At 71.0% G+C, this 15,619-nt stretch carries 12 protein-coding genes; 7 read left to right on the top strand and 5 right to left on the bottom strand.

Annotated features, from left to right (window positions below; translation table 11 throughout):
• The first annotated feature begins 108 nt into the window (after positions 1-108).
• A complete protein-coding gene (locus ACWD4O_RS20645; RefSeq protein WP_451281631.1) occupies positions 109-1,971 on the top strand; it encodes an endoglycosylceramidase in 1,863 nt (620 codons plus the stop codon).
• A gap of 67 nt (positions 1,972-2,038) precedes the next feature.
• Here ACWD4O_RS20645 and ACWD4O_RS20640 read toward each other — a convergent pair whose 3' ends face one another.
• Positions 2,039-3,310 carry a YncE family protein gene (locus tag ACWD4O_RS20640; protein WP_451281629.1) on the bottom strand — a complete coding sequence of 424 codons (1,272 nt, stop codon included), beginning with the start codon at positions 3,308-3,310 and terminating at the stop codon, positions 2,039-2,041.
• Positions 3,311-3,491: 181 nt separating this feature from the next.
• Here ACWD4O_RS20640 and ACWD4O_RS20635 point away from each other — a divergent pair, with 181 nt between their 5' ends.
• Positions 3,492-4,154 carry a TetR/AcrR family transcriptional regulator gene (locus ACWD4O_RS20635; protein WP_451281628.1) on the top strand — a complete coding sequence of 221 codons (663 nt, stop codon included), beginning with the start codon at positions 3,492-3,494 and terminating at the stop codon, positions 4,152-4,154.
• A 178-nt stretch (positions 4,155-4,332) separates the two neighbouring features.
• Complete coding sequence (locus ACWD4O_RS20630; RefSeq protein ID WP_451281626.1) at positions 4,333-6,978, top strand: P-loop NTPase fold protein; 2,646 nt, start codon at positions 4,333-4,335, stop codon at positions 6,976-6,978.
• 9 nt (positions 6,979-6,987) lie between these two features.
• Here the strand turns inward: ACWD4O_RS20630 and ACWD4O_RS20625 are convergent, their stop codons facing one another.
• Positions 6,988-8,223, bottom strand: coding sequence for a glycosyltransferase (locus ACWD4O_RS20625; RefSeq protein ID WP_451281731.1), 1,236 nt, complete (start codon positions 8,221-8,223; stop codon positions 6,988-6,990).
• Between the two features lie 207 nt (positions 8,224-8,430).
• Between ACWD4O_RS20625 and ACWD4O_RS20620 the strand changes: the two genes are divergently transcribed.
• Both ACWD4O_RS20620 and ACWD4O_RS20615 read left to right on the top strand, forming a co-directional pair.
• Positions 8,431-10,395, top strand: a complete 1,965-nt coding sequence (locus ACWD4O_RS20620; RefSeq protein ID WP_451281624.1) for a ricin-type beta-trefoil lectin domain protein — start codon at positions 8,431-8,433, stop codon at positions 10,393-10,395.
• Positions 10,396-10,542: 147 nt separating this feature from the next.
• The gene (locus tag ACWD4O_RS20615) at positions 10,543-11,328 is read left to right on the top strand and encodes a hypothetical protein (RefSeq protein WP_451281622.1); all 786 of its coding nucleotides are present in this window, start codon (positions 10,543-10,545) and stop codon (positions 11,326-11,328) included.
• A 3-nt stretch (positions 11,329-11,331) separates the two neighbouring features.
• Here ACWD4O_RS20615 and ACWD4O_RS20610 read toward each other — a convergent pair whose 3' ends face one another.
• A complete protein-coding gene (locus ACWD4O_RS20610) occupies positions 11,332-12,213 on the bottom strand; it encodes a hypothetical protein (RefSeq protein ID WP_451281620.1) in 882 nt (293 codons plus the stop codon).
• A 71-nt stretch (positions 12,214-12,284) separates the two neighbouring features.
• Here ACWD4O_RS20610 and ACWD4O_RS20605 point away from each other — a divergent pair, with 71 nt between their 5' ends.
• Positions 12,285-12,833, top strand: coding sequence for a MarR family winged helix-turn-helix transcriptional regulator (locus tag ACWD4O_RS20605; RefSeq protein ID WP_451281618.1), 549 nt, complete (start codon positions 12,285-12,287; stop codon positions 12,831-12,833).
• 24 nt (positions 12,834-12,857) lie between these two features.
• On the opposite strand, the gene ACWD4O_RS20600 is transcribed toward ACWD4O_RS20605, so the two are convergent.
• Positions 12,858-13,223, bottom strand: coding sequence for a nuclear transport factor 2 family protein (locus tag ACWD4O_RS20600; RefSeq protein ID WP_451281616.1), 366 nt, complete (start codon positions 13,221-13,223; stop codon positions 12,858-12,860).
• 171 nt (positions 13,224-13,394) lie between these two features.
• On the opposite strand from ACWD4O_RS20600, the gene ACWD4O_RS20595 reads away from it, so the two are divergent.
• Positions 13,395-13,691, top strand: coding sequence for a hypothetical protein (locus tag ACWD4O_RS20595; protein ID WP_451281615.1), 297 nt, complete (start codon positions 13,395-13,397; stop codon positions 13,689-13,691).
• A gap of 140 nt (positions 13,692-13,831) precedes the next feature.
• On the opposite strand, the gene ACWD4O_RS20590 is transcribed toward ACWD4O_RS20595, so the two are convergent.
• Positions 13,832-15,586 carry an ABC transporter ATP-binding protein gene (locus ACWD4O_RS20590; protein ID WP_451281614.1) on the bottom strand — a complete coding sequence of 585 codons (1,755 nt, stop codon included), beginning with the start codon at positions 15,584-15,586 and terminating at the stop codon, positions 13,832-13,834.
• Positions 15,587-15,619: the final 33 nt, after the last annotated feature.

Raw genomic sequence — 15,619 nt, 5'->3', positions numbered from 1 at the left:
GTGCGGAGTCCTGTTGAACGGGACCGGCCCGGTGGCTGACGGAGCATGAACTTACTCGGGGGTCAGAAGGTATTGACGGTGTCTGGAAAGCACCGGACTGTAGTGGACATGCCGAATATCCGGGCACGTCTGCTCGCGGTTCTGGTTGTCCTCTGCGGACTCTGTGGCTTCCTCACGGCGGCGGGCTCCTCGGCCGCCACCGCAGCCACCCTCCCCGGCTCCCTCTCCTTCGACGGCACGGCGCTCACCGTGTCCGGCGGCCGCTTCGTCGACGGCAACGGCCGCGAGGTCGTGCTGCGCGGCTACAACGTCTCCGGCGAGACCAAGCTCGCCGAGAACAGCGGTCTGCCCTTCGCCTCGGTCGCCGACGCCAAGAAGTCGGCCACCGCCCTGCGTGCTCTCGGCGGCGGCAACTCCGTCCGCTTCCTGCTCTCCTGGGCCTACGCCGAGCCGGTGAAAGGACAGGTCAGCACCACCTACCTGGCCGCGGCGACCGCCCAGATGCAGGCCTTCCTCGACGCCGGCATCCGCGTGTACCCCGACTTCCACCAGGACCTCTACTCCCGCTACCTGTTCAACTCGGGCAGCTGGTACACCGGAGACGGCGCCCCCGCGTGGGCGGTGGCCCTCGGCGGCTACCCCGCCGAGTCCTGCGGCATCTGCTTCCTCTGGGGCCAGAACATCACCAACAACGGCGCGGTGAAGGCCGCCCAGTACGACTTCTGGCACAACAACTACGGCCTCCAGGACTACTTCCTGGCCACCGCCCAGAAGACCATGGCGTACATCAAGGCGAACCTCACCACCGAGGAGTTCGCCGGCGTTCTGGGCTTCGACCCCTACAACGAGCCCTACGCCGGCACCTACGACTCCGGTCAGGCCAGCCGCACCTGGGAACGCGACGTCCTGTGGCCCTTCTACGTGAAGTTCCGGGCCCGGATGGACGCGGCCGGCTGGACCGACAAGCCTGCCCTCGTCGAGCCGAACCTCTTCTGGAACGGCAACGTCAGCAAGGAGGAGGGCGGGCTCCTCGACGCGGGCACGCTCGGCTCCCGCTACGTCTTCAACACCCACTTCTACGACCAGAAGGCGATCTCCGGGATCCTCATGTGGGGCAACGCGGAGAACGGCCAGTACGTCACCGACTTCGGCACCGTCCGCGACCGGGCCTCGGCGGCCGGGACCACGGCCATCGTCAGCGAGTTCGGCCACCCGCTGAACGGCAGCACCGCGGGCAAGGCGCCGACCGTCCTGAAGGCGATGTACCAGGCACTCGACTCCCGGGTGAAGGGCGTGACCTGGTGGACCACCCCGGCCGTCTCCGGCCCGGTCCTCTCCGGCAGCCAATGGCAGTGGGACATCTACAACGGCCGCCACCACGAGCTGATGAACGACAACCCCGACAAGCTGCTCACCACGGGCGACGCCTGGAACGACGAGGACCTGTCGGCCGTCCGCCTGGACGACAGCGGGACGGCGACGCTGCGTCAGGACGCCCGTCTCCTCGACCGGATCTACCCGAGCGCGACCTCCGGCACGACCGTCGCCTTCACCTATGAGGACCGCTCCCGCGACGGCTCCACCACGCTCACCTGGAACCCCGTCCCCAGCACGCTGCCGAACGTGGCCTCGCTGGTCGGCTCCGGGCAGTACAGCGTGCTGGTGTGGCGCTCGAACGGCGGCACGGCGCCCACCGAGCTGCACCTGCCCGCGTCCTTCCCGACCGCCGCCACCACGGTCGTCTCCGACCTCGGCACGGTGTACGGCCCGCCCGCCTACTCGTCCACCACGAAGATCGCCGCCGCCGTCGAACCGGGCGGCACCGGCAGCCGCCGCCTGCTGCTGAGCACGACCGACACGGGCACCGTGCACTACGCCCTGGTCACCAACGGCGCGACCGCCCCGTCCGCGACCCTGCTGGCAGCGGCCCGCACGGAACTGGCGGCCTGGGTGGCCCAGAAGGTGGGGTAGCCACACCGGGCACGGCACAGGGGCGGGTGGCGGTGACCGCCACCCGCCCCGATCACATGAGGGCCCGTCAGTTTGAGGTCGTGCCGGTCCAGTCGGCCGCGACATGGCCGATCCGGACCCGCTGTGGATGATCGCCCACCGGTACCGACACGATCTTCTGCCCGGTGCCGAAGTCGATCGCGGTGACCTGGTCGGCTCCGCTCTCGGAGATGACGCAGCTCTTTCCGTCCCCGCTGACCGTGGCCCAGTAGGGCTTGGAGGCGGTGACCAGCGGGCCTTCCTGGAGCGTGGCGCGGTCGACGACCGTCGCGTAGTCGTCCATCGTGCCCGCGACGCACAGCTTGCTGCCGTCGGGGCTCATCGAGATGCCGTGGTGGCGCGAGTCGTTGACGAAGGTGGTGCGGTCGTCGCTGGTCGCCGGGTTCTTCGGCAGGGTCTTCGTCCGGGTGATCCGGTCCGTGGCGAGGTCGTACTCGAAGAAGCCGTTGAAGAACGAGACCTGGAAGTACAGCTTGGACTCGTCCGGTGAGAAGACCGCCGGGCGCACCGCGTCGGAGTAGTCGGTGAGGCCGATCGCGTCCAGCCGCTGCCGCATGTCGATGATCCTGACCTGCTGGTAGGTGTTCGCGTCGACGACGGTGATGCGCCGGTCGCCCTTCGTGAAGTCCTGCCACGGCGCGTCCTGCGAGGTGTTCACGTCGCCGATCGACATGTTGTAGATGTACTTGCCGTCCTTGGTGAAGATGTTCTCGTGCGGCTTGTCGCCGGTCTTGAACGAGCCCAACTGTTTCCCGGTACTGATGTTCAGGACGTGCACGGTGTTCGAGATCGACGCGGAGACCGCGACCCGGAGCCCGTCCGGCGAGACGGCCATGTGGTCGGAGCGGTAACCGGACACCGGGAAACGCCAGTTGATGTTCCCGGTGGCCAGGTCGATCGAGACGACGTCGGCGAAACTGGGCCGGGAGACGACGACCGAGGCGCCGTCCGGGGTGGTGTACATGTCGTCGACGAACTGGTCGTGTCCTTCGCCGACACCGTTGCGGATGGCCTGGAAGTAGATCCACTTGATCGGGTCGGCGTTGATCTCCGCCATCCGGGCGTCCTTGTCGGGGATCACGTTGATCCGGCCGACCTTCGCGAAGTCACCGCGGGAGTTGATGACGTCCGCGGTGCCCTCCCAGTTGTTGCCGACGAACAGCACCTCGCGCAGTGCGGCGGCGGAGGCGGAGGCGGAGGTGGAGGCGGCGGAGGCGGAGGCGGCGGTCGCGGGGGCGGTGACGGTCAGGACGAGGGCGGCGGCTACGGAGCAAAGGTGCCTGGATCTGAAGGCAGGCATGGCTGCTCTCTCCTCTGGGGGCGGAAGGCGTGGGGGCAGGGCGGAAGAGGTCCGCCTAGTCTGAACACGAAAGCATTCAGACTTTACTTACTGGAAAGTAAGGAAGGGGGGCCCTTCGCCACAAGACCCCGTACACGACAAAATTGGCGGAGGGTGAGCACGGAGCGACGAAGGAGGGTCAGTGGCGGGCAGGCTCAGGGCGCCGAGCGGCCGGTACGGCGGCAAGTCAGCCGAGCAGCGGCAGGTCGAGCGGCGCGAGAGGTTCCTGGCGGCGGCGCTGCGGTTGTTCGGGGACGTCCCCGGCTACCGCGGCACCACGGTCGCCGCGCTCAGCGAGGCGGCCGGTCTGTCGACCCGCCAGTTCTACGAGGAGTTCTGCACCCTCGAGGATGTCCTGGCGGCGCTGCACCTTCAGGTCAACGACTGGGCGGAGGCGGCGGTCGTGGCCGGCGTCGCGGGCGCGGAGGGCCTGCCGTTGGCCGAACGCGCCACCGCGATCTTCCGCGCCTACGCCGCCAATGTCACCGCCGATCCCCGCCGTATCCGCATCACCTTCGTCGAGATCGTCGGCGTCAGCCCCCGCCTGGAGGAACAGCGCCTGGCCCGCCGCGCCCGCTGGATCGACCTGATCTGCCGCGAGGCGATGGCCGCGGCGGACCGCGGCGAGGCGGCCGTCCGTGACTACCGCCTCCCGGCCACGGCCTTCATCGGCAGCGTCAACGGCCTCCTGCACGACTGGAGCGCCGGCTGGGTGGAGGCCACCCTGGACGAGGCCGTCGACGAGTTGGTGCGACAACTGCTGGGGATACTGCGGCCGCAAGGGTGGGAACAGCATTCCTCCTGAACCGGTACCGGGGGACGACGAGTGGTGGCGCGCGTTCGACGGGGACCTGGAACTGCTGCCGCCCGACTCGGACGGCGAAGGCGACGACGACCGGGAACTGCCGGCGGCCGGTGTTCAGGACGAGGGGGAGCGGGCGGCCTACGCGCAGGCGCTGGAGGAGACCCTGAGAGCCGTCGGGGTGGCGAGCCGCCTGGACCGGCGCCCCGGCGCATTCCGCAAGGACGTCAGGCGGGCGATGCGGCTGCCGGAGAACGTCGCCCGGGTCCGTGAGGCGCCTCTCTACCAGGAAGCCCTGCAGCGCTACGAGGACGCGCGCGACGGACGGGACCGGGCCGAGGACCGCGTTCTGCGACTGCTGCCCCGTCTGACCTGGGACCTGCCTCTGGCCTTGACCGCCCTGTCCGGAACGGCTCTGGTCGTCCTGTCGGCGACCGGGAGCGGCTGGTGGCCTGCCGGGCTCGGCGTCGCCCTGAGCGCTCTGGGCTGGACCCTTGGGCGGCCGGAGTCCCGCGGCCGGGTGCGGGCTCTCCTGGGATGCGTCATCGCGATGACGGCCATGGCCGGCCGGGTGCTCGAGGTGCGGCAGGAGACCGCCGACCTCACCCGCGTCGCGGCGCGGGACGTCATGCCCTCGGTGGTGCACAACGTCGTCTCGGATCTCCTCGGCGAGGATCCCGAGTGTCTGCTCGTCGCCACGGACTACGAGGGCATCAGAGACCACCGGGACCAGCGCTATGTGGTCGACAACCAGGCGGCGGCGGAGATCCGGCAGAAGCTCGACGCTCTGGTCGACGGCACCATCGCCGTGTGCGGACCGCGTGGTTCGGGGAAGTCGACCTTGCTCGCCTCGTGCGCGGACGCGCACGACCTGAAGGTCGCCGTCCAGGCACCCGCCTCCTACGCCCCGCTGGAGTTCCTCACCGCTCTCTTCGTCGAGCTGTGCCAGACGTACATGAAGGACCACGGGTACCGCTTTCCGGAGTTCCGGCGCCTCAGCCCGCTGCGCTCCGGGCTGCGCAGGCTCGGTGCCGCCCTGCAGGCGCTCACTCGGCGTCTGTTCGTCGGCCTGCTGGCGCTCGGGCTGTTCGTCACGGGTGTCTTCGCTGCCGCGCACGACTTCGTCGTACACCGCTTCGGAGCGCTCGCGCGAGTCGGCGACGACGCGGCGGAGCGGCTGCGGGACGGTCTGGTGGCAGTCCTGGAGGGCAGGCGGCCGTGGTGGGCCCTGGCGGCCGTCGTCCTCGGCTTCCTGGTCTGGAAGTACGTCAGGAGGTGGCGGTTCAGCGGCTTCACCGGCGTGCTGCGCAAGGCCCTTCTCGCCCCGGTCGGCCGGTTGCTGATAGTGCTGGGCCTGGTGACCACGTGGTCGCCGAGGCCGGTGATCGCCTGGTTCGAGGAGTGGCGGCACAACGAACCGGCCGTCTACTACGCGACGATGACGGTCGTGGCGGCACTCGTCGTCGTCGCAGTCTGGGTGGCGGTCATGCCTTTCTGGGAAGACGCGCACGGCATCACGGAGCGGGCCGCGGTCCTGGTCTTCTTCCTCGGGCTCGCAGGGGCGTTCAACGACGACCGGATGCGGCATGCGGCCTTCGGGTGGGACCTGTCGCAACGAGTGGCGCTGGTCTCCCTGGGAGCCGTCATGATCAGCACACTCCGGTGGAAGCGCGGGAAGCGGGAGCCGACCCTGGCCAGCCGGTGCCGGGAGCACCTCTACCGGCTCCAGACGGTCCAGAGCGTGACGTACGGCGCGAGCGGGGCCCCGGCAGGTGGGCTGCTCAGTCTGGGATCCACCTACGGCACCTCGCTCACCGCGTCTCCGCTCACTCTGCCGGAACTCGTCCAGCAGTTGAGGCGCACCCTGGCCGAGGTGGCGGGGGAACTGCGGCCGCAGGAACGCCGCGTGGTGGTCACCATCGACGAGATCGACCGGCTCGGAACCACCGCCAAGGCGCTGGAGTTCCTCGGGGAGATCAAGGCCATCCTGGGCGTCACCGGCGTGCACTTCGTGATCTCGGTCTCGGAGGACGTGGGGGCGTCCTTCGTCCGGCGGGGACTGCCCGGACGCGATGTCGCGGACAGCACGTTCGACGACGTCGTCCATGTGCGGCCCTGCTCGTTGGAGGAGTCGAAGCGGATCCTGGCCCAGCGCGCCGCCGGCGTCTCGGAGCCCTTCGTGGCGCTCGCCCACGCCTTGGCCGGCGGTGTGCCGCGGGACCTGATCCGGTACTCCCGCGAGATGGTGTCGCTGCGCGAAAGCAGGGGGGAGGTCGAATTGCGGAACATCGCCGCCTGGCTCGTCACCGGCGCGATGAGGGACACGGTCGACGCCTTCAGAGTCGGGGTGAAGGAGGGCGCCCTGCCCACCCGGAGCACGGACATGGTCTTCGGGGCGACCAGGCGGCTGGCGGAGTTCCTGCACTCCGACTGCCTGTGCGAACTCGACGGGATGAGAGGGCACATCGGCCGGTTCGCGCGGTGGGCGGACGGTCCCGGCGGCGTCGAACTGCGGGCAGATCTGCCCGCCGACACCCTGGAGCGTCTGGAGGAGGCCGCCGCCTACGCGTACTTCTGCGTCACTCTCCTCGATGTGTTCGCTGCGCCGGGGTTCGAGCGTCGCCGCGCGCAGGCGCACGTGAACAGACCGGACGGAAGTCTCGAGCGGCTGGCGGTCGTGCGGGCGGAACTCTCCCTCTCGCCGCACAGTGCCCGTCGGCTCCTCGACGACACCAGGGCGGCATGGGGGCTGCCGCAGGTGCCCGCTCCCGAGCTGCCGGAGATCGTCGAGACCACGCGCAAGTCCTGTCCGCACTACGCCGAGTGAGGCTGCCGGTCATCTCTCTGCGAGCCGCCCCACTGCTTCCACGACCGGCGCCGATCCGTCCTCCTCGCGCACCTGTGCGCCCAACTCCCGAGCCCGCCGGGCGAATTCGGGGTCCCGAGTGACCCGCACAAGCGCGTCCGTGAGGGTGTCGGCGGTGAGTCGGCGCAGTGGCACCGCGGCCGGGGCCACCCCCAGGGCGACCAGGCGGTCCGCCCAGAACGCCTCGTCGAACTGGATCGGCACCGGCACCGCGGGCACCCCCGCCCGCACCCCGGCCGCCGTCGTGCCCGCCCCGCAGTGGTGGATCACCGCGGCCGTCTCCGGGAAGAGCAGCGAGTGCGGCACCTCGTCGACGGTCAGCATGTCGTCCCCGTCGGCCGCGAGGCCCGCCCAGCCGCGCTGGATCACCCCGCGCAGCCCCGCCCGCCGCAGCGCCCGGACGACCTCGACGCTCAGCCGCCGCGGGTCGGGCACGGTCGCGCTGCCCAGGCCCACGAAGACCGGCGGCGGCCCCGCGTCGAGGAACTCCCGCAGGGCGGACGGGAGTCGACTCTCGCGGTCGTAGGGCCACCAGTACCCGGTGACGCCCAGCTCCGCCCGCCAGTCCCGGGGCCGGGGCACCACCAGCGGGCTGAAGCCGTGCAGGACCGGCCGGCCGCGCCGGCCGCGGGCTCGCAGGCCGGTGACCGGGCGGCGTACGGCGGGCAGGCCCAGCCGGGCCCGTACGGTCGGCAGGACGGGGGCGAAGATCTGCTCGACGGCCAGCTCGACGCCGTGTCCGGCGAGCCGGTTGGCGGCGGCTCCCCAGGAGCCGCCGCCCAGCAACGGCGGCGCGAACTCCCGTGTGGGGGCGACCGGTTGGAGGGCGAGGTCCAGGCTCGGCAGGGACAGCCCCTCGGCGATGGTGTGGCCCAGCGGCGCCACCGAGGCCGACAGCAGGAGCGCGTCGGCCGCGAGGGCGGCGATCACGAGGTCGTCGGTCATGTGCCCGACCAACGCCCGCGCCATCCGGCCCACCCGCAGCAGCTTGCCCGGACCGGTGCTGCTGCGATGCAGCCCCCGGCCCTGCTCGGACTCCAGCTCGGCCCGCGGATCGACGGGCAGCGGGTGGAAGCCCACCCCCGAACCCGCCACCAGCGGCGCGAACCGCTCGTGCGTGACCAGGGTGACCTCGTGGCCCGCGCGCACCAGCGCGTGCCCCAGCCCGGTGAAGGGGGCGACATCGCCCCGGGAGCCCGCCGTCATGATCGCCACTCGCACGACGGACAGTATGGGGGCGGGCAGCCGGGTGGGGGGTGAACGACCCTACGAAAGCGGCCACTTCATCTTTGAGAGCGGTCACATCACTTCTGTCCCAGCCGTTGACTTCACTCTCCGACGGTTCTACTTTCGGCGCGCAATACGTTCGATTCATCGACCCCCGTTCGATATTTCGTATCCCGGAGCCGCCGCATGTTTCCCCCACCCGCCCTCCGTCCGGGCCTCGCCCGGCGCTGGAGATCAGCCGCCGCACGGGCCCTGGCCCTCCTGCTGACGGCCACCGCCGCCCTGCTCTTCGTCCAGCCCGGCCCGGCCCAGGCCGCGACCTCGCGCCAGATATCCGTGCCCACCGCCCCGATGGGCTGGGCCTCCTGGAACAGCTTCGCCGCGAAGATCGACTACAACGTCATCAAGCAGCAGGTCGACGCGTTCGTTGCCGCCGGCCTGCCGGCGGCCGGGTACAACTACATCAACATCGACGAGGGCTGGTGGCAGGGCACCCGCGACAGCGCGGGCAACATCACCATCGACGAGTCCGAGTGGCCGGGCGGCATGAGCGCCATCGCCGACTACATCCACAGCAAGGGCCTCAAGGCCGGCATCTACACCGACGCCGGCAAGGACGGCTGCGGCTACTACTACCCGACCGGGCGCCCCGCCGCCCCGGGCAGCGGCAGCGAGGGCCACTACGAGCAGGACATGCTCCAGTTCTCGCAGTGGGGCTTCGACTTCGTGAAGGTCGACTGGTGCGGCGGCGACGCCGAGGGCCTCGACGCGGCGACGACGTACACCGCGATCAGCGCGGCGGTGGCGAAGGCGACGGCTGCCACGGGCCGCCCGCTCACCCTCTCCATCTGCAACTGGGGCTACCAGAACACCTGGAACTGGGCCCCCGGCCTCGCCCCGATGTTCCGGACCAGCACCGACATCATCTTCTACGGCAACTCGCCGTCGATGACGAACCTGTTGTCCAACTTCGACCAGGGCCTGCACCCCACCGCCCAGCACACCGGCTACTACAACGACCCGGACATGCTGATGGTCGGCATGACCGGCTTCACCGCCGCCCAGAACCGCACCCACATGAACCTGTGGGCCATCTCCGGTGCGCCGCTCCTGGCCGGCAACGACCTGACCACGATGACGACCGAGACGGCGAACATCCTCAAGAACCCCGAGGTCATCGCCGTCGACCAGGACGCACGCGGCCTCCAGGGCGTCAAGGTCGCCGAGGACGTCACCGGGGCGCAGGTGTACGGCAAGGTCCTCGCCGGCAGCGGCAAGCGCGCCGTCGTCCTGCTCAACCGCACCTCCGCCGCCCAGAACATCACCGTGCGCTGGTCGGACCTGGGTCTCACCAACGCCTCCGCGACCGTCCGTGACCTGTGGGCGCGCGCCGACGTCGGCACCTACGCCACGAGCTACACCGCGAGCGTTCCGGCGGGCGGCTCGGTCATGCTCACCGTCAGCGGCGGCACCGAGGCGTCGGGCAGCACCTACGCCGGCACGTCGAGCTTCTCCGGCGTGGTCGCCGGCAGCACCGGCCTGAAGGTCGTCGACGTCGCCTACACCAACACCGGCTCGACCGCCCGTACCGCGACGCTGAAGGTCAACGGCCAGACCACGACGACCGTCTCCTTCCCGCCGACGGGCTCCGCGCAGGGCACGATCACCCTCCAGGTCGCCCTGTCGAAGGGCTCGGCCAACACGCTGACCTTCACGAACGCCCCGACCCTGGCGGACATCACGGTGAAACCGCTGCCGGGCGCGAACGGCAGCCTCGTCGTCGGCACACAGTCCGGCCGCTGCCTCGACCTGTACAACAGCACCATCACCAACGGCACCCAGGCCGAGCTGTGGGACTGCAACGGCGGCTCCAACCAGGCCTGGACGTACACCTCCCGCAAGGAACTCGTGGTGTACGGCAACAAGTGCCTGGACGCCTACAACCTCGGCACGACCAACGGCACCAAGGTCGTGATCTGGGACTGCAACGGCCAGAACAACCAGAAGTGGAACGTCAACAGCGACGGCACGATCACCAACGTCAACGCGGGCCTCTGCCTCGACGCCAACGGGGCGGGCACGGCCAACCGCACCCCGATCGTGCTGTGGACCTGCGGCACCGCCGACAACCAGAAGTGGACGCTGACCTGACACTCCGGTCCGGTCCGGTTCGTTCTGTTCCATTCCGTTCCGTTCCGTCCGGGCGGGCACGCGCGCGTGCCCGCCCGGACCGCGTGTGAGGGCTGATCCGACCGGGCATCCCTTCCTCCTGCCGAGGTGCGGGGTCAAGGGGGAGCCATGTCGGACACGAGTGAGGCCGGGGCGGACGTCGGGACGGTCCGGTCCAGGGGCGGACGGGCCCGGCGCGCGGTGTTCCGCCTCGTCATGGTCGTCCTGATCCTGCTGCTCGCCGGACGCACCTACGAGGAGACGGCCGTCGCGATCGCCCGGTCCAACGGGTCCCTGGACACCGCCGCGGCGACCGTGACGGAGGTGACCTCGCGCACGGTCTCCGGATATTCGGGCGGCGGCCAGGACGGCGGCAACGGCACGCTCCTCAGCCACACCGAGTTCACGGTCCGACTCGCCCTGGGCGAAGGGAACAGGACGGTCGAGCAGGTCGAGGAGCGGGCCGCGCGGGACCTCTGGGAGGGCCGGCGGGTCCAGGTCGGCCTGTGGCACGGGCGGGTCGTGGAGATCGAGGGCCGCAACGTCTGGCGAGGCTGGCACTTCGGGGCGCTGGACGTCACGCTGATGGTGCTGATGCCGTTGATCACCGGCTACCTCGTCTCCCTCTCCGTGCTCGCCGCCGCCTACCTCGCGGCCCGGGCCGGCCGGGTCCGGCTGGGGCGGGACGATCGGTTCGGCCCCTGTGCGCTCGGCTGGGCGGTCGGCATGCTCGTGCTCCTCGCGCTCCTCATGCGCACGGCCTTCGGAGACGTCCCCGCGTACTGGCCGGCCTTCCCCGTCGGCGCCGGAGCGGCGGTGGCACTGGTCCTGCTGAGCGCGGTGATCCGCCGCCGCGCACGCACCCGGACCGAGGACGCCCCCGTCGGCGCCGACGACACCCTGGCGCAGGCCTGACCGTCACCGGTCCTGCGGCGGGGCCGTCGGGTCCGTGCCGCCCAGGAACGCGCTCGCCTGCTGCGCGAGCCGGGTCGCGCCGATCGCCTCCGCCCAGTGGGTCACCTCCGTCGCCAGTGCTCGCGCGGCCGGCTCGTCGCCGGTGTCCCGGGCCAGGACCGCCAGCAGCAACTGCTGGGACAGGGTGCCGGGGACGGTGCCCGCCCGGGCGCCCAGGGCCGTGGCGCGGCGCCAGCGGTCCAGGGCGTGGGTGTGGTCCCCGCGGTCGTGGTCGTGGTCGCCGAGGTGACGCAGGGCCTCCCGGGCCAGCAGATCGTCCTCGCCCGCCTCGCCCGCCCGCAGCGCGGCCTCGTAGTGGACGGGCGCGGCGGTGCGCTCGGCGAAGTGGTTGTCGGTGATCAGGCCGAGGTACAGCGCCGCCCAGCCGCGCCGTCGGCCGTCCGGTGCGCCGTCGCACAGGGCGCGCGCCCTGCGGCGCAGCGCGGCGAGCGCCTCGGGATCCTTGCCGGCGGGCCCGAACCGCAGTTCTCCGTCGACGAGGAGCAGCCGGGCGTAGTCGTGCCGCAGCCGTACGAACCCCAGATCCCAGGCGTCGTCCGAAGTCGTGTGCGTCTCCTTCTCCGCGACCGCGACCGCGACCGCGACCGCGAGCGCGACCGTGTCCGCGGCCGCGATCCGTTCTGCCGCGGTGTCCGTCCCGCTGAACCAGTCGTGTTCCAGGGCGACTTCGGCGGCGGTCAGCGCGACGCGCACGCGCGCGTCCGGATCGGTGACCGACAGCGAGTCGAGGAGACGCGCGGCGGTCTCCCAGCGGCCCGCGCGGCTCAACTCACGTATGGCGCGGAGAAGTTCGTCGACAGGAAGGCAAGCGGTGGCAATCGGCATGCGAGGGACGGTAGTTATGAGGAAAACCATCCACAAGAAAACTACTGTGGCGGACAGCGAAGGGGCAGCGCATGGAGGACTCGGTCGACCGGCATGTCGCCGTGTGGGCGAAGGAACTCGACTGGATGGACCCGGTCAAGGAGCAGATCGTCGCCCGGCTGGCGGTACTGGCCCGGTACCTGCAGCAGACCCGCCGCGACGCCCTCGAGTCGGACGGGCCGGCCCACGGACAGTTCAAGATCCTGCTGATGCTGCGCCGCCAGGGCCCGCCCTACGAAAGCAGTCCGTCCCACCTCGCCGACCTGCTCGGCCTGACCCGCGGAGCGCTCTCCGCACGGCTCGGCCCCGTCGAGGACGCGGGTCTGATCGTCCGCACCCATGAGAGCGGCGACCGCCGACGGGTGCGGGTACGGCTCACCGACGCCGGCCGTGCCGCGTTCGAACGGCACGCGGCCTCGGAGGAGGCGGGTGAGCGCGCGCTGCTCTCAGCGCTGTCCGCAGCAGAGCGAGAGACACTCGCCGACCTGCTGCGAAGACTGGTGCTGGCAGCGGAGACCGGGCCGGACGCGACCGCCCCAGACTCGCGCGCACCGCGAAGTTCCAGGTCAGCCGGGAGGTGACCTGGATCCCCGCGGACTTTCTTCCTACTCGTCCCATGCCTGGATCAACGTCTGGTCGACGATCTTGCCGTCACGCAAAGTGATCATCGACTCGGCGAGTACGCGCACACCGTCCGCGTACAGGCAGGACTCGCTGTAGGCGGCACGGTCGCCCTGGACGATGCACTCCTCCAGTTTGTGGGTCATGTCCCGGCTGTAGACGTCTTCGAGCAACTGGGCGATCTCGTCCCGGCCGTGCAGCACCCTGGGGCGGCTGGGCTGGGTGTTGTGGTCGATGACGCGCAGTTCGGCGTCGTCGGCGTAGAGCGACAGCAGTGTCGTCGCGGTCTGTCCCTCGACGCCCCTGCGCAGGGTCTCGGTGTCGAAGGCGGAGCCTGCCGCGGTGCTCATGGTGACCTCCTTCGAGGGGCGCGGCCCAGGGGAGGACGGACCGCCGGTCCCTCACCTTCGAGGCTCCTCCGGCCCGCCGCGCTCGGCAAGCGCAGGCGGCCCGCTCCACCCGTCGGGTGAGCGGGGCCGCCCGCCCGTGTCCACGACAGCGCCCGCCGCGTTGCTGAGGGCATGATCTCCACTCGACGCATCGCCGCCATCGCCGCTCTCGCCGCCGGGGTCACTGGCCTCGCGGCGCCCATGGCGAACGCGGCCGAAGGCCCGGACGCCGGCCGGTTCAACCCGATCACCACGCTGGACACGCTCGCCACGAGCCAGATTCCCGCAGAGCACCGGGCCGCCCTCCCGACGGTCTCCCAGCAGGTGCGCGAGGTGAAGAACGTGAGTCAGTTGCAGCAGCTGAACGAACTGCACCAGGTCACCGACCTCGCCGGCCCCGTCACCGGGCTGCTGCCCTCGATCGAGTAGCCGAGCCTCGCACCTTCACCCACGGGGCCGTCCGGACGACCGGGCGGCCCCGCGCACGTTCAGCACTCGTCGGCTTCCTTCAGACACCGGCAGGATCGCCTCGAACGATCTCGCGTACCCGCCCGAGCCCACAACCCGCGTCACTCGACCGTCGCGAGGAACTGGGTCGCCGCAAGCTCCGCGTAGAGCGGATCGCCCGCCACGAGCTCACGGTGCGTGCCCAGCGCACGGACCCGGCCCGCGTCCATGACGACGATCCGGTCCGCCATCGTGACCGTCGACAACCGGTGGGCGACGACGAGGACGGTCGTCGTCCGGGCGACGTCGGCGACGGTGTCGCGCAACGCCGCCTCGTTCACCGCGTCCAACTGCGAGGTCGCCTCGTCGAGCAGCAGCAGCCGGGGGTGACGCAGCAGGGCGCGGGCGATGGCCACCCGCTGCCGCTCACCGCCGGACAGCTTCGTCCCACGGTGTCCGACCAGGGTGTCGAGACCTTGCGGCAGCCGTGCGACCAGGCCGTCGAGCCGCGTCGTCTTCAGCACGCGCCGTACGGCGTCCTCGTCCGCCTCCGCGTTCCCCAGCAGCAGGTTGTCGAGCAGCGAGCCCGACAGCACGGGGGCGTCCTGCTCCACATAGCCGATGGAGGAGCGCAGCTGCGACAGATCCCAGTCGACGAGATCGCGGCCGTCGAGGGAGATCGTGCCGGACTCGGGCTCGTAGAACCGCTCGATCAGCGAGAACACCGTGGTCTTGCCCGCGCCCGAGGGGCCGACGAACGCGGTCATGCCCCGGGCCGGCACCGCGAACGTCACCCCGTGGTGGACGTACGGCAGATCGTCGGCGTACCGGAAGCGGACGTCGGCGAAGGCGAGCGAGGCCGGTTCGGCGGCCGGTGACGGCAGCGGCGCGGGCCGGGAGGCCGGCTCGGCGGGCAGGCGCAGGGCCTCCTGGATACGGCTCAGCGCCGCGGAGCCCGTCTGGTACTGGGTGATCGCCCCGACGACCTGCTGGATCGGCGACATCAGATAGAAGACGTACAGCAGGAACGCCACCAGCGTGCCGATCTCGATCGCGCCCGTGGCGACCCGCGCCCCGCCGACCGCGAGGACGGTGATGAACGCGGTCTGCATCGCCAGCCCGGCCGTGTTGCCCGCCGCGGCCGCCCACTTGGCGGCGCGCACGCTCTGCCGCCAGGACTCCTCGGCCGCCGCGTGCAGCGTCGCCTCCTCACGGTGTTCGGCGCCCGACGCCTTCACCGTGCGCAGCGCGCCCAGCACCCGCTCCAGGGAGGCCCCCATCACGCCCACCGCGTCCTGAGCGCGACGGCTCGCCCGGTTGATGCGCGGCACGATCACTCCGAGGACCGTGCCCGCGCACAGGATCACGGCCAGCGTGACCCCCAGCAGCACCGGGTCCACCAGGCCCATCATCACGACCGTGGCGGCCAGCGTGAGCCCGCCGGTGCCGAGGCCCACCAGCGAGTCGGTGGTGACCTCGCGCAGCAGCGTCGTGTCGGAGGTGATGCGGGCCATCAGATCGCCGGGCTCGCTCCGGTCGACGGCCGTGATCCGCAGGCGCAGCAGATACGAGGACAGCGCCCGCCGCGCACCGAGCACCACCGACTCCGCCGTGCGTCGCAGCACGTACGAACCCAGCGCGCCCACCGTCGCGTTGGCGACGACCAGCGCGGACAGCGCGAGCAACGCACCGGTTATCGCCCGGTCGTGGCCCAGGTCGTCGATCAACTCCCTTGCCACGAGCGGCAGCAGCAGCCCGGTCGCGCCGGTGACGAGCGACAGCACCGCGCCGGCGAGCAGGGTCCAGCGGTGTGGCCGCACGTAGTCGAGCAGCAGCCGCCACGGGGGTCGGTCGTCGGCGGTCTGTGCGATGGCCACGGGGCTCCTCGGGGAGTGCGTCGGAGCCCCAGG

The organism is Streptomyces sp. NPDC002623, from assembly GCF_053592635.1.
The sequence above is the reverse complement of the archived record's forward strand: the minus strand, read 5'-3'. Positions and strand labels throughout refer to the sequence as shown.

What these genes read in the sequence shown, in the direction of transcription:
- ACWD4O_RS20645 (WP_451281631.1), top strand. Translation starts at nt 109, where the DNA reads ATGCCGAATATCCGGGCACGTCTGCTCGCGGTTCTGGTTGTCCTCTGC.
- ACWD4O_RS20640 (WP_451281629.1), bottom strand. Translation starts at nt 3,310, where the DNA reads ATGCCTGCCTTCAGATCCAGGCACCTTTGCTCCGTAGCCGCCGCCCTC.
- ACWD4O_RS20625 (WP_451281731.1), bottom strand. Translation starts at nt 8,223, where the DNA reads ATGACGGCGGGCTCCCGGGGCGATGTCGCCCCCTTCACCGGGCTGGGG.
- ACWD4O_RS20620 (WP_451281624.1), top strand. Translation starts at nt 8,431, where the DNA reads ATGTTTCCCCCACCCGCCCTCCGTCCGGGCCTCGCCCGGCGCTGGAGA.
- ACWD4O_RS20615 (WP_451281622.1), top strand. Translation starts at nt 10,543, where the DNA reads ATGTCGGACACGAGTGAGGCCGGGGCGGACGTCGGGACGGTCCGGTCC.
- ACWD4O_RS20610 (WP_451281620.1), bottom strand. Translation starts at nt 12,213, where the DNA reads ATGCCGATTGCCACCGCTTGCCTTCCTGTCGACGAACTTCTCCGCGCC.
- ACWD4O_RS20605 (WP_451281618.1), top strand. Translation starts at nt 12,285, where the DNA reads ATGGAGGACTCGGTCGACCGGCATGTCGCCGTGTGGGCGAAGGAACTC.
- ACWD4O_RS20600 (WP_451281616.1), bottom strand. Translation starts at nt 13,223, where the DNA reads ATGAGCACCGCGGCAGGCTCCGCCTTCGACACCGAGACCCTGCGCAGG.
- ACWD4O_RS20595 (WP_451281615.1), top strand. Translation starts at nt 13,395, where the DNA reads ATGATCTCCACTCGACGCATCGCCGCCATCGCCGCTCTCGCCGCCGGG.